Raw genomic sequence first — 12,411 nt, forward strand, 5'->3', positions numbered from 1 at the left:
GCGGGAACCACGTCAGCAAGGTGTGGCGCGCATTCTACCTATCTTGCCAAGGCCTGGGCAGGTGTCGTCCCCAGCCCGACTCGGCCTCGACATGGGCCGCCAGCGCCAGCAGGCGGTGCTCGTCGCCCATCGCACCAACCACCTGCACGCCCACCGGCAGGCCCTGCGTCGTCACGTGCAATGGCAGCGACATGGCCGGCTGGCCGGTCAGGTTGGCCAGTTGGGTGTAGGGCGTACGTGACAGCGCATCGCGCGCCAGATGCTTGAGCATGCCCGCCTTGAGCGCCAGCGCCGCCAAACCGGGAATCGCCAGCAGCCCCATCAGGCGCTCGTGCGACGGAGGCGGGTATAGCTCTCCCAGGCGCGGCGCCGGCGCCGCGGTCACCGGCATCAACAGCACGTCGTAGCGACGGTGGAACGCCCCCATGGCGCGTGCCGCGGTGTTCCAGTCGCGCTTGGCCAACTCGTAATCGCGCACCGGCAGGTGGCGTCCCAGGCGAGCGATGGCGCGGGTGGAGGGCTCGATCTCCAGACGCGTGACGGGCACGCCGGTCTCGCGGGCGATCCAGGCCAGGTCGGCGCTCAAGTGCCCCAGGTAGAGCGTCAGGTAGGAGTTGGCCAGACGCTCGCCATCGACCGGCGGATCGGCCCACTCGACATGATGGCCGAGCCCTTCGAGCATGCCAGCCGCGGCTTCCACTGCCTGGCGCACCTCCGGATCGAGCTTGGTGCCGAGCGGCCTGCCCAGCGGTTCACCCAGCGATACCGCCACGCGCAGCGGCTCGGGCGGGCGCTCGATACCGGCCAGATAACCCTGCTCGCGCCTGATGGGATGGGGCGAGCCCTCGTCCATGCCGTTGATGGCGTCGAGCAACGCAGCGCTGTCCCGCACCGAGCGGGTCACGGCATGCTCCACCACAGCGCCCTGCCATACTTCGGCGTGCAACGGGCCCTGCGGCACCCGCCCGCGCGACGGCTTGAGCCCGAACAGGCCGCAATAGCTGGCGGGAATGCGAATCGAACCGCCGCCGTCGCCGGCCATGGCCAACGGCACCAGCCCCGCAGCAACCGCTGCCGCTGCCCCGCCGCTGGAGCCGCCGGGCGAGTGCGAGGGCTGCCAGGGGTTGACCGGATGCGGGAAGGCCCGCGGCTCGGTGATCCCCATCAGCCCTAGTTCGGGCGTCGCCGTCTGGCCGAGAATGGCGAAGCCCGCCTGGCGCAGGCGCGAAACCAGGGTCGAGTCGACGGGCGGCTTCCACTCGGCCAGGGCCGCGCTGCCGAAGGCCAGCGGTTCGCCCGCGATTGCCATCAACAGGTCCTTGGTCAGTGTCGGCACCCCGGCGAACGGCGCCGCCGTATCGATATTGGCCGCTTCGCCCTGCGCCCGCTCGAAGCGCGTGCGAACCACCGCCTGAAGCCGCGGATTCCCGCGCTCGATGGCACGGCAGGCGGCGTCGAACACCTCCTCGCGGCTCACCTCGCCGCTACGTATCAGCTCGACCAGGCCCAGGGCATCGTGCCGGCGGTACTCTTCGATTTCCATGCGCGCTTCCTGCTACTGAGAACAGGCTCGATGATGGCCGCACGACTCCCGGCTTGGCAACACACGCAGGGCAAGCGGTTTATCTCGCTGCCACAAGCGCTTATAATGCGCAGCCGTGCGGCCCCCATAGCTCAGCTGGATAGAGCGTCCCCCTCCTAAGGGGAAGGTCCCAGGTTCGAATCCTGGTGGGGGCGCCAACCTGTTTCCACTCCCCTTCCGCCCCCCTTCCGCGCTTCTGCCCGGCGCAACTTGGCTCCGCGAAGCAGACCCTGCCTTGACGAACGCTTTCAGGCGATCGCTTGTGCTCACCGTCGCTGGCGGCTACGGTCAAATACCCATGCCGCCGAGACGAAAGGCCAGATGCCCATACCGTTCACCATTACCTCCTTGCCCATCGCCATCGTCCTGTTCGGCATCTGCACCTTGGTGATCGGTATCGTAGGGACCAGGCTGGCCGGTATCGTCGACCATCTGGCAGATCGCACCGGGTTGGGGGAAGCCATGGCCGGTGCGGTACTGCTGGGCATGGTCACCTCGCTTTCCGGCATCGTCGTCTCGGTCTCGTCGGCCTGGACCGGCAAGCCCGAGCTCGCCATGAGCAACGCACTGGGGGGAATCGCAGCCCAGACGGTGTTTCTCGCATTTGCCGACATCGTGCACAGACGCGCCAATCTCGAGCATGCCGCGGCTTCTCTGGGCAACTTGATTCAGGGGGGATTGCTGCTGTGCCTGCTGAGCCTGCTGCTGGTCGGGCGCTTCGCCCCGGAATGGACCATCTGGCAGATTCACCCGATCACGCCTTTGCTGTTCATCGCCTATTTGTACGGCCTGCGGCTGATCAAGATCTCCAAGGCCAACCCCATGTGGCGACCGGCAAAGACGCGTGAGACACGCCCTGACGTGCCCGAGGAAGCCTCTAATGAGCACTCGCTGACCTTCTTGTGGCTGCTCTTCCTGCTGCTTGGCGCCAGCATCGGCATTGCCGGCTGGCTGCTCGAACGCAGCGCCACGGTAATCGCCGCAGAAACCGGGCTCAGTCAGGCCGCAGTGGGCGTGCTGCTCACCTCAGTGGCAACGTCGCTACCCGAACTGGTGACCACCGTCGCGGCGGTGCGTCAGGGTGCGCTGACCCTCGCCGTGGCGGGTATCATCGGCGGCAACGCCTTCGACACCCTGTTTGCCGCCGCCTCTGACGTGGCCTATCGCGGCGGCTCGATCTACCACGCTATTCCCGATCACGTATCGCTATGGGTAGCGCTGGCGATGCTGATGACCAGCGTGCTAATCCTGGGCCTGCTGTTTCGGCAGGAAAAGGGGCCCGGACGGATCGGCTTCGAGAGCGCGACGATCATTGCCTTATACCTGGCGGGGCTCGTCATGCTGCTGGTGGGATAGCCGCGGCAAGTCGCTATGGCGATAGCAGGACTCAAGCCGACTTGCCTCTCAGGTGCAAATAGAGCGGATCGAACTCCCCCGCCTCCTTCAACCGCTCCCAGTCGGGAAGGTGGATGCGCGTCCTGGTGGTTTCGATCAGCCCATTGTTGCGCAGCGCCTGGAAGGTGCGACTCACGTGGACGGCGCTGATACCGATGGTATCCGCCATCTCCTCCTGGGTGATGGGCAATTCGAAGGTATGATCCTCCACCAGCCCCACCGCCTTCAGGCGAATCAACAGTTCACAGAGCAGGTGGGCGACACGGGCGTAGGCATCGCGCTGGCCGATATTGAGCAGCCATTCGCGATAGATCGAGGCATCGATCAGCGTCTCGCGCCAGAAGGCGGCGGTGAGGCGCGGGTGGAGCTCGCACATTCGCCGTGCATCTTCGTGCTGAAAAAACCCGACCTTGCAGGAGCTTATCGAAGCGATGCTGATGTCCATGACCTCCAGATGCAGGCTCTGCAGGTCGGGGATGTCGCCCGGCACGTGCAGCGCCATGATCTGACGCTTGCCCCCCACGCTCAGCTTATAGACACAGGTGAAGCCCTGCAGGATCAAGCAGCACTGGTACGGACGTTCGCCCAGGCGCACGATGTCCTGGCCGGACTTGAGCTCCACGTCCTGGATCGGCAGCTCCCGGATGGCCCGCGCCTCCTCGTCCGTTAGCGGAAACATGCTCGACAGCTTACGGTTCATCAAGGCGTTGGCGCTGAGAGAAGGGAAAAGAGGACTCGCGGTCATGGTGCGCTCCGGCCCTGAAACTGTGGATATATTTTCCCTGCGTCAATGCAGTGTAGTGGTTGAAGGGAGATACCGGCCAACCGCATCAGATCGCAGCGAGGATGCCTCGCATGCCACGGACGGTCACAAGACGGTAGGAAAAATTGTGGTAGGGTAAAGGCTTCCAAAGGAAGTTCAGGCAGGAGGCCCGAATGTTTCAACGCACAAGGAAAGTCGCGTGTCCCCATTGCCACGGTGCCAACTTCTGGCACGGCAACCCTAGGCCAACGGACGTGCTGCGCTGCCGCTACTGTGACGCCGATGTCATCCGCTACGACGAGTACGTCGAGCAGGCGGCAAGACACGAGGCCGAGCGGCTGATCGCCGAGTTCGTCGAAACCGATGTTTCTCGCGACCTCGCCCACCTCAAGGCCGTGCTGGCGGCGCCCGAGCAGAGGCCGGGCCAGTGAGCAGACGCACCGCTCCAGGCGACTGAGCCCATCTCATCGAAGCGGCCACCCCATCGGGTGGCCGTCTCGTTTGTGCCCTTCTTGTCCGTGAGGCGAATCGGAAGGCTTCGGCTCTGCCCTGCTACCAGCGCGGTATCCTAACTAGAAAGTAGTAGCATAGCTACCTGGATAAAGCAGAATGCACGCGCAAAAAAAACCGGCCCCGAAGGGCCGGTTCTGTCGTCGCGCTAAGCGACGTGTCGTGCTGTCCTCGCTGGACGGCAGACTCGCTTAGAAGTGGTAGCGAGCGCCGGTCAGCCAGTAGACATTGTCGCCCAGATCGCCAGCCGGGGTATTGTCCAGATCCGGCAGGTCGGCGTCGTTCAGCTCGAGGAAGACGTCGAAGTTGCTGGAGACCTTGTAGTAGGCGCCGGCAGCCCAGGCGGTACGAGTGTCGTCCTCGGCATCTTCGTCGACGCGGTAGAGGTCAGCGTTGAAGGCCCACTGACCCATGGCGTAGCTCATGCCCAGACCCCAAGTGTCGAAACCGCCACCGTTGGTGTCGTTGTCGTCACGAGTCTCGTAGCCCAGGCGAGCGGAGAAGGCATCGGTGATTGCGTAGGAAGCAGTCGCCCCGTAAAGGACTTCACCAGTACCACCAGCACGATCTTCCTCGTCATCGGTATAGCCCAGTGCCAGACGCAGCGGGCCAGTCTCGTACTTCACACCGCCCTGGGTGACGATCTCGCTGTCGCCGGTGGCATCGATCTCAGCCTGAGTCTCGCCACGCTCGCTGTAGTGCTTGGCGGACAGGAAAGCCTGGAAACCGGACAGATTCGGCGTGATATAGCCAACGGAGTCGCCACGGGCCTGAAGAGCACCACCCTGACCGTTGGAGAACTCAAGGCCGCGATCGATGTAAACATCGAACGGCGCCATGACGTGGCTGTTGTAGAAGCTGTCGTAGTTACCCGCCATCACGGTACCGAAGCTGGCGCTTTCGAGACCGATGTAGCTGTGGCGCACTTCGCTGAAACCGTTGATGCTGTCTCCGTTGGAATCAACAACACGGCTGTTACCGGTACGCTGGTCACCACGGAAGCGCCACTCGACGCGACCGAAGGCCTTGAGGTCGCTGTTGATCTGGTGGCTCATGGAGATGCCGAGGCGAGAGTAGACGTCAACGAACTCTGCGCCGTCGTCGACTTCTTCACCAGCACTGTTGTACTCAGTGCCGCCGCCGGCGATACCCATGGCGATACGGCCGTTGATGATCAGCTGAGTGCCGTCCTGGTCGTAAACGGTTGCGGCCTGAGCGGCAGCGGAGGCGCCCAGGGCACCGGCAATGGCAGTCGCTAACAGTGTCTTTTTCATCGCGATAGTTCCTTTTACTAGCTTACTGTTTCGATCGTTACTGCACGATCAGGGATCGGTGCAGGTAGCTTGCCGGGCATGGGTCCCGCCGTACTCGGGCCGGTTCCTTCTCAGGAAGCACCAGGGCCGGTCATGACCTCAGCGAAGCCTTGTTATAGTCCAATGCTCGCAGGTAGAACTCTATACCGGGAAAAATGGGAACGCAATAAGAAAAAACACTGTTTTCCTTCGACGCTCGCTTCCCCGACGGAACTTTTCCCTGCTAATGCGGTCTTGGGCGCTCCCGCCCAGCGGCCGCGTGCCGCAGGCAATGGCAGTAAGTGTTGCCTGGCAGCGATGAGCCCGCACATCATGCCCCGCTGATTAAGCAGAGGCAAGCACCCTAATAAACGCTCAGGAGAAGCGAGCCTTCAGGGCCCCTTCGCCTGGCCGTTGTGCTTGGCCAGCAGAGCCGAGAGCTTGGCCTCCATGCGCGCTTCCGGGTCGGCCGGGGTGGCAGGAGTCGCACTGGCCGTCGCCCCCCTCTCCTTGGCTGTCGGGGCGGGCTTGGGCTTGGCCTTGCGCGGCTGGCCCCTGGTGTCATCGCGGCCGCGGGGGGCCTTGCCGTCGCGCCGGGGCGTGGCGCCCGCTGCACGGTCACGCTCGCGCCGCTCGCTCTGCAGGCGTTCGAGCTTGCGCTTGGCATGCTCGGCCGCCTGAGCATCGACGCTGCCGGCGGGCTCGCCGTCGAGGTCGAGGCGCTCGGCGCCCTCGCGCACCGCCTTGAGGTAGCGCGGCAGGTTGACGTAGCCCGCCAGCGCCCGGCGCACCAGCTTCTCGGGCCAGGGCTCGCGGGCGGCCAGGTCGTGGTGGATGCCGACCTTGAGCGGCCGGGTATGGCCCTTGAAGAAGGTTCGGGGATAGCGCTGGTACCACTGTTTCAGCAACGCATCAGCGGAAGGCGCCTGCTCGATGGCCAGCGCCCCTTGACGCTCCCTGTCGGCATCGCTTTCTGCTTTCGGCTCCGGGATCGCCTGGGGCGAGCCGGAGGCAGCCGGCCGCCAGGCCGGGGCGGGGCGTGATTCGACTGGGGGCTCCGCCATGGCCGACGACTCGACACCGATTCGTGCATCGCCTGGGCGCGCCGAGGCTGCCCGCAGCCCTGCAGCTTGATCCTCCCGCGGGCGCTGGCCGATCAGTGCCGCCAGCCCCTGGGCGCGGCGCGCCGGGCCAGGAAAGGCCGGTGCCGGCTCGCCCTTGCGCAGCCGCTCGCGCAGGCGGGCGTTGTCCTCCTCGAGCTCGCGATTCTGCTCATCGAGCTCGCGGTTTTCTTCCATCAGCTCGAGCCGCTCCGCTTCAAGCTCGGCCACTCGCTCCTGAACCTGTTGCAGCCGTTCGCGGCAGGCGTGGAGCTCCGTGAGCGCATCGGCGGCACGTGCCTCCAGGGCGCTTAATAGTTGTCGTGAACGCTCTTCGATCAAACCGGCATCCTCCCGGAAAAACGCGGCACCAGTGCTGGGCGAGCGAATCGCCGCGTTGCCCCATGCCCCCGCCTAGTGTGTGTCACAAGCGAGGCGCTGACAAACCATCCGTTGAATGGAACGTTTTCGCCCGTTAAGTCCGGCCGAAAGGCCCGGCGCAGCCAGCCTAGCGGCGACGATACTCGACGAAGCTGAACGCCGGCTGGCCCGGGTTGGGCGAGCCCGGCACCCGCTGCACCTCTTCCCATTCGCGCTCGTCGAGCGTTGGAAAGCGGACGTCGCCCTCCACCTCGACGTCCACCTCGGTCAGGTACACGCGACTGGCATGCGGCAGCGCCTGGGCGTAGATCTCGCCGCCGCCCATCACCATGATCTCCTCGGCGGCGTCGATGGTGGCCTGCTGGTCGGCCAGGAACAGCGCCGATTCGAGGTCGTGGCAGACGCGCACGCCGTCGTGGTGGAAGCTGTCGTCGCGGGTGACCACGATATTGAGCCGCCCCGGCAGCGGCCGGCCGATGGAGGCGAAGGTCTTGCGCCCCATGATCAGCGGCTTGGCCTGGGTCATGCGCTTGAAGAACTTGAGGTCTTCGGGCAGATGCCAGGGCAGCTTGTTGTCGATTCCGATCACGCCGTTGCGCGACACCGCGGCGATCATCGCCACCGGCACCAGGGTCTCGTCGGTCATACCGCTACCTCGGCCTTGATATGGGGGTGGGGGTCGTAGCCCTCGATGGCGATGTGCTCGAAGCGGAAGTCGAAGAGCGAGTCGACGTTCGGGTCGAGCACCAGCCGCGGCGCCGGGCGCGGCGTGCGCGACAGCTGCAGCTCGGCCTGTTCCAGGTGATTCAGGTAGAGATGCGCGTCGCCCAGTGTGTGCACGAAATCGCCCGGCTCGAGCCCCGACACCTGGGCGATCATCCGGGTCAGCAGCGCGTAGCTGGCGATATTGAACGGCACGCCGAGGAAGATATCGGCGCTGCGCTGATAGAGCTGGCAGGAAAGCTTGCCCTGCGCCACGTGGAACTGGAACAGGCAGTGGCACGGCGGCAGTGCCATCTCGTCGACCAGCGCCGGGTTCCAGGCCGAGACGATAAGCCGTCGCGAGTGCGGGTGGGTGCGGATCTGCTCCAGCAGCTTGGCGATCTGGTCGACGTGGCCGCCGCGAGGATCGGGCCAGCTGCGCCACTGGTAGCCGTAGACGGGGCCAAGATCCCCCTTGTCGTCGGCCCACTCGTCCCAGATGCTGACGCCGTTCTCCTTGAGGTAGGCGATGTTGGTATCGCCACGCAGGAACCACAGCAGTTCGTGGATGATCGAGCGCAGGTGCAGCTTCTTGGTGGTCACCAGCGGAAAGCCGCGGGAAAGGTCGAAGCGCATCTGATGGCCGAACAGCGAGCGGGTGCCGACGCCGGTGCGGTCGGCGCCATCGACACCCTGCTCGAGAACCTGGCGCATCAGGTCCAGGTAAGGCTGTTCGAGCGGGGGCTTGGCATTGTCATCTGGCATCGTTGGGCAAAACTCTGAAAGGATGATCGATAGGACCGAAGTCTACCGCCTCTCCGGCCCCCCTCCTACTCCCGTTCGGTTTCACTGCGTGACCAGCACTTCATCCATCGGCTGGCGCCGCGACCAGGCGATCAGCGCGATGCCGAAGGCGATCATCGGCAGTGTCAGCAGCATGCCCATGGTGAACCAACCGAAGGCGAGATAGCCGATATGGGCATCGGGCAGGCGGAAGAACTCCACCAGGAAACGGAACGTGCCGTAGAGCAACAGGAACAGGCCGGACACCAGGCCACGGCGACGCGGCATGGTCGAAACCCACCACAGCACGACGAACAGCACCAGCCCCTCGAGCAGGGCTTCGTAGAGCGAGGTGGGGTGGCGCGGCTCTGGCCCCATGCCGGGAAACGGCATGCCCCAGGGCAGCTCGGTGACCCGCCCCGGCAGCTCGCGGTTGATGAAATTGCCGATGCGCCCTGCCCCGAGGCCGATGGGCACCATGGGGGCGATGAAGTCGGTCAGCGTGAAGAAGGCCATGCCCTTCTTGCGCGCGAACCACAGCGCCGCCAGCAGAACGCCGATCAGCCCACCGTGGAAGCTCATGCCGCCGTCCCAGACGCGAAACACCCACAGCGGATCGGCGGCCCACTGACCCAGGCCGTAGAACAGCGCATAGCCCAGCCGGCCGCCTACCACGACGCCGAGGGCGGCGTAGAACAGCAGGTCGCCGACGTCGTCTCGGCTCAGCCCGAAGCGCTCGGCTCGCAGCCTGCCGAGCCACCAGGCGCCGACGAAGCCAATGACGTACATCAGGCCATACCAGTGAACCTGGAAGGGGCCGAGGGAAATGGCCACTGGGTCGATAGCGGGATAGTTCATGTCCACCTCAGAACAGGAAACGGAGTCCCACGGTCAGCAGCAGCGCCGCGAAGGCGAGCCGCAGCACGCGGGGCGAAAGCACATGGGCCAGGCGTACGCCCAGCCTGGCGAAAGGCACGCTGGCCACCACGATGCCGAGAAAGGCGGGCCACATCACGAAGCCGGTGGCCCCTACCGGCAGCGCCGGGTGTCCCCAGCCCACCACGATGAAGGTCAGCGCGCCGAACAGGGCGATGGGCAGGCCACAGGCGGCGGAGGTGCCAACAGCCTGGGTCATGCTGGCACCGCAGCGGGACAGCCAGGGAACGCAGAGAGTGCCCCCGCCGATGCCGAACAGCGCCGATACGCCGCCGATGACCCCACCGGCAAGGCCCATGGCCAGCCGCCCGGGGGCCGCGCGCCCCGCCTTGGGGCCGATGCCCAGCGCCATCCTGAGCGCCATCAGCACCACGAAAACGCCGAATAGGGTACCCAGCCGCCCGCCCGACAGCGCACCGGCGACGAACACGCCGGCCACCGCGCCCAGCATCAGCCCGGGCAGCAGGGAGAGAAACCACTCGCGGCGAATGCTCCCCCGCTGGTAGTGCGCCCAGGCCGACGAGGTACCGGTGACAAGGATGGTGGCCAGCGATGTGCCGACCGCCAGGTGCATCGTGACCGCCTCGTCAATGCCCTGAAAGCCAAAGGCGAAGACCAGGGCCGGCACGATGATCAAGCCACCGCCGACGCCGAATAGTCCCGCCATGGTGCCGGCCGCCGCCCCCAGCCCCAGGTATCCCAGAAACGTGACGAGGACGGTCATGTCGTTGACGATTCCTCGAAGGCATCGGGTCGCCAACGCTGGAGAAGCTCGATCAGCTCCCGTGGCCCATAGGGCTTGGCCAGGTAATCGTTCATGCCGGCCTCGTCGAAGCGACGCCGGTCGCTCTCGGTAGCATTGGCCGTCAAGGCCACCAGGATGCTGCGAGCGGTATCGGGCCGCTGCGCTTCCTGCTCACGCCAGCGTCTGGCCGTCTCCACGCCATCCATGCCGGGCATGAAGATATCCATCAATACCAGGTCGTAGGCATGGCGATGCTGCAGCTCCAGCGCCTCCTGGCCGCTGGCAACGCTGTCGACGCGCAGCCCTTGCCGCTCCATGACCTGACCGGCCAACATGCGATTGACCGGGCCATCGTCCACCACCAGCACGCGCAGCGAAGCAGCCCGCCCCGCCGGCAGCTGCATATCGCGCAGTGCCGCTTCGCCCTGCTCGCCTGCCAGGCTGCTGATCAACAGCAGGATATCGGCGATACGTTCGCTCAGATGGGCATTTCGCTGTGGATCGATACGGCCGTCCTCGAACTTCATTTCACGGGACAGCTCGGAGAGCAGCGGCTCCAGCTCGCGCTGCAGCAGCGTCAGGTAGCGCGACTTGAGCCGTGAATCCTCACGGGCTCGCTCCCGGGCCGCCAGCAACCCACCCAGGTCATGCGATCCGGCACGCTCGAAGAACAACAGCTGATAGGGCGGCGCCTCCAGCCACGCCACCTGAAAAGTGCGCCAGCGGCCTTCTCCGTCCAGCAGCTGTACCTCGCCGGGCTTGCTCCCGGCCGCTTCGGCAAAGACCAGGCGAGTCGCCGGATCCTGCCCGGCCAGTGTCTCCAGGCTCTCACCGAGCAGTTGCTCCATGCCCAGATTGGCGCTCACGATTCGCCCGTGGTAAAGCAGCATGGCCGGGCGCTGGCTGGCCGTCAGCAGGTCATCCAGGTTCGGCATCTGCTCGAGTCGGGACTGCAGCTCGAGCATGCCGTCATGCAACGTCTCCAGGCGCGCGATGACCGAACCCTCCTCGTCGGACGGCTGCCGGGACGCGCCGAGCCAGCGCGGCAGGCTCTGTTCAGTCTCCTGCAGCAGCCTTTCGACGCGGGCGAGGCGGCCCTCGATCTGTCCCTCGCACTCGCGGATGGCGTGACGCAACTGCAGGAGAAAGGCCGAAACGGTCAAGGTGGTGCCCACCAGCAAGGCCACCAGCAGCCAGGCGGATTCGGCCCAGGAAGTCGGATCGGGGGTGGCCACCCACAGCACGGCCCCCACCAGCAGGCAGAGCAGCACCAGGGCTGCCTGGGCCAGCAGCAGTGGCCAGAGCAACGGCCAGATCAGGTACGACCAGAAGCGGTCCTTGCGGGTTCCGACGGGCATTCGCATCCCTGTGCCAGGCTGTGGTGCAGTGAGTTTACGTCGCCGTGTCCCGGCTGTCATGGACAGTGCGAGGCATCCAAGTGCGCACGCTGCAGTGACATTCTTTCCCGGCTATGGCCCTGTGCCACCCCCTCGGGGCCGTAGCGATACTCCTCCAGCTCGATGATACCCGCTTCGGCATCCCAGGCGAGCCAGGTCGTGGCGCGAGTGCCGTAGTGCTCGCCGACGATGAAGGGAGGCGACAGGCGCCGCTCCAGCTCGAGGCCAACGCCGGTATCCGGCAAGTGCGCGTCATCGGCCGGTTGCGTCGCGGAAAATGCCGCCACGGCATCCTCCGGCCAGCGGCGGCGCAGCGCCGTCGCCAGGCCCTGGCGGGCCACGATCAGCTTGGGCCAGGGTGTGTCGAGGCTGGCGTTCGACAGGCCATGGGTACCGGGTGAAACCTCCGTGAGCAGCAGTCGCTCACGGCTGCGATGCAGGTGCCAGAGGCGATGGCCGTCGCCGGCCAGCAGGTTGAAGCCGGCATAGCGCCAGCCGTCGCCCTCGGCCAGTCTGGCCAGCCATCCGGGCAGATCTGGGCACTCCAGCGCCTCGCGCACCAGTTGCCCCCGGCTTGGCGCATCGGCGGGCACCCTGAGCGCCGGGTCGCGCACGTTGGTGACGGCCGCCATGCGCCCGCGGCGATGCACCGCCAGCCAGCTGCCGCCGGCCTCCAGATCGCGACCGCCGACGATATCGGGCGCATCCTGCCAGGGCCCCAGCGACGCCGTGGGGCGCTGGTAGAACTCGTCACGGTTGGCGATCAACCGCAGCGGCACGGACGCTCGCGGGCGGTAGTCGAAGGCGATCAGGCACATGGACGCG

12 protein-coding genes and 1 tRNA gene are annotated in these 12,411 nt (G+C 65.9%); 3 read left to right on the forward strand and 10 right to left on the reverse strand.

The features are described 5' to 3' along the window. Nucleotides 1-34: 34 nt before the first annotated feature. Nucleotides 35-1,543 (reverse strand): amidase, encoded by a 1,509-nt coding sequence (locus HNO53_RS15510; RefSeq protein WP_209473503.1) that lies wholly within the window; start codon nucleotides 1,541-1,543, stop codon nucleotides 35-37. 120 nt (nucleotides 1,544-1,663) lie between these two features. Between HNO53_RS15510 and HNO53_RS15515 the strand changes: the two genes are divergently transcribed. Beyond that, nucleotides 1,664-1,740 (forward strand) — tRNA-Arg (locus HNO53_RS15515). 163 nt (nucleotides 1,741-1,903) lie between these two features. Then, on the forward strand, nucleotides 1,904-2,938 hold the full coding sequence (locus HNO53_RS15520; RefSeq protein WP_209473504.1) for a sodium:calcium antiporter: 1,035 nt from the start codon (nucleotides 1,904-1,906) through the stop codon (nucleotides 2,936-2,938). 31 nt (nucleotides 2,939-2,969) lie between these two features. Here the strand turns inward: HNO53_RS15520 and HNO53_RS15525 are convergent, their stop codons facing one another. After that, on the reverse strand, nucleotides 2,970-3,722 hold the full coding sequence (locus tag HNO53_RS15525) for a Crp/Fnr family transcriptional regulator (RefSeq protein ID WP_209473505.1): 753 nt from the start codon (nucleotides 3,720-3,722) through the stop codon (nucleotides 2,970-2,972). A 191-nt stretch (nucleotides 3,723-3,913) separates the two neighbouring features. On the opposite strand from HNO53_RS15525, the gene HNO53_RS15530 reads away from it, so the two are divergent. Further along, nucleotides 3,914-4,171: a hypothetical protein gene (locus HNO53_RS15530; RefSeq protein WP_209473506.1), complete on the forward strand. Its 258-nt coding sequence runs from the start codon at nucleotides 3,914-3,916 to the stop codon at nucleotides 4,169-4,171. A 270-nt stretch (nucleotides 4,172-4,441) separates the two neighbouring features. On the opposite strand, the gene HNO53_RS15535 is transcribed toward HNO53_RS15530, so the two are convergent. The 8 genes from HNO53_RS15535 to HNO53_RS15570 form a co-directional block, all read right to left on the reverse strand. Next, nucleotides 4,442-5,524: a porin gene (locus tag HNO53_RS15535; protein WP_209473507.1), complete on the reverse strand. Its 1,083-nt coding sequence runs from the start codon at nucleotides 5,522-5,524 to the stop codon at nucleotides 4,442-4,444. Between the two features lie 410 nt (nucleotides 5,525-5,934). Further along, entirely contained in the window at nucleotides 5,935-6,984 is a 1,050-nt protein-coding gene (locus HNO53_RS21510; RefSeq protein WP_242597444.1) for a ProQ/FINO family protein, read from the reverse strand. A gap of 166 nt (nucleotides 6,985-7,150) precedes the next feature. Further along, complete coding sequence (locus tag HNO53_RS15545; protein ID WP_209473508.1) at nucleotides 7,151-7,669, reverse strand: dihydrofolate reductase; 519 nt, start codon at nucleotides 7,667-7,669, stop codon at nucleotides 7,151-7,153. After that, nucleotides 7,666-8,490, reverse strand: coding sequence for a thymidylate synthase (locus tag HNO53_RS15550; protein WP_209473509.1), 825 nt, complete (start codon nucleotides 8,488-8,490; stop codon nucleotides 7,666-7,668). Before HNO53_RS15550 ends, HNO53_RS15545 begins: the two co-directional genes overlap by 4 nt. A gap of 81 nt (nucleotides 8,491-8,571) precedes the next feature. Beyond that, entirely contained in the window at nucleotides 8,572-9,366 is a 795-nt protein-coding gene (gene lgt / locus HNO53_RS15555) for a prolipoprotein diacylglyceryl transferase (RefSeq protein WP_209473510.1), read from the reverse strand. A 7-nt stretch (nucleotides 9,367-9,373) separates the two neighbouring features. Continuing rightward, on the reverse strand, nucleotides 9,374-10,168 hold the full coding sequence (locus HNO53_RS15560; RefSeq protein ID WP_209473511.1) for a sulfite exporter TauE/SafE family protein: 795 nt from the start codon (nucleotides 10,166-10,168) through the stop codon (nucleotides 9,374-9,376). Then, entirely contained in the window at nucleotides 10,165-11,547 is a 1,383-nt protein-coding gene (locus HNO53_RS15565; RefSeq protein WP_209473512.1) for a response regulator, read from the reverse strand. The genes HNO53_RS15560 and HNO53_RS15565 overlap by 4 nt, the downstream gene beginning before the upstream one ends. A 56-nt stretch (nucleotides 11,548-11,603) precedes the next feature. Then, entirely contained in the window at nucleotides 11,604-12,404 is an 801-nt protein-coding gene (locus HNO53_RS15570) for an NRDE family protein (RefSeq protein WP_209473513.1), read from the reverse strand. Nucleotides 12,405-12,411 lie beyond the last annotated feature (7 nt).

The sequence above is a fragment of the Billgrantia antri genome (genome assembly GCF_017868935.1).
Lineage (GTDB): Bacteria > Pseudomonadota > Gammaproteobacteria > Pseudomonadales > Halomonadaceae > Halomonas > Halomonas antri.

Coding starts and splice junctions, on each gene's coding strand:
- HNO53_RS15510 (WP_209473503.1), bottom strand. CDS start 1,543: ATGGAAATCGAAGAGTACCGCCGGCACGATGCCCTGGGCCTGGTCGAG.
- HNO53_RS15520 (WP_209473504.1), top strand. CDS start 1,904: ATGCCCATACCGTTCACCATTACCTCCTTGCCCATCGCCATCGTCCTG.
- HNO53_RS15525 (WP_209473505.1), bottom strand. CDS start 3,722: ATGACCGCGAGTCCTCTTTTCCCTTCTCTCAGCGCCAACGCCTTGATG.
- HNO53_RS15530 (WP_209473506.1), top strand. CDS start 3,914: ATGTTTCAACGCACAAGGAAAGTCGCGTGTCCCCATTGCCACGGTGCC.
- HNO53_RS15535 (WP_209473507.1), bottom strand. CDS start 5,524: ATGAAAAAGACACTGTTAGCGACTGCCATTGCCGGTGCCCTGGGCGCC.
- HNO53_RS15545 (WP_209473508.1), bottom strand. CDS start 7,669: ATGACCGACGAGACCCTGGTGCCGGTGGCGATGATCGCCGCGGTGTCG.
- HNO53_RS15550 (WP_209473509.1), bottom strand. CDS start 8,490: ATGCCAGATGACAATGCCAAGCCCCCGCTCGAACAGCCTTACCTGGAC.
- lgt (WP_209473510.1), bottom strand. CDS start 9,366: ATGAACTATCCCGCTATCGACCCAGTGGCCATTTCCCTCGGCCCCTTC.
- HNO53_RS15560 (WP_209473511.1), bottom strand. CDS start 10,168: ATGACCGTCCTCGTCACGTTTCTGGGATACCTGGGGCTGGGGGCGGCG.
- HNO53_RS15565 (WP_209473512.1), bottom strand. CDS start 11,547: ATGCCCGTCGGAACCCGCAAGGACCGCTTCTGGTCGTACCTGATCTGG.
- HNO53_RS15570 (WP_209473513.1), bottom strand. CDS start 12,404: ATGTGCCTGATCGCCTTCGACTACCGCCCGCGAGCGTCCGTGCCGCTG.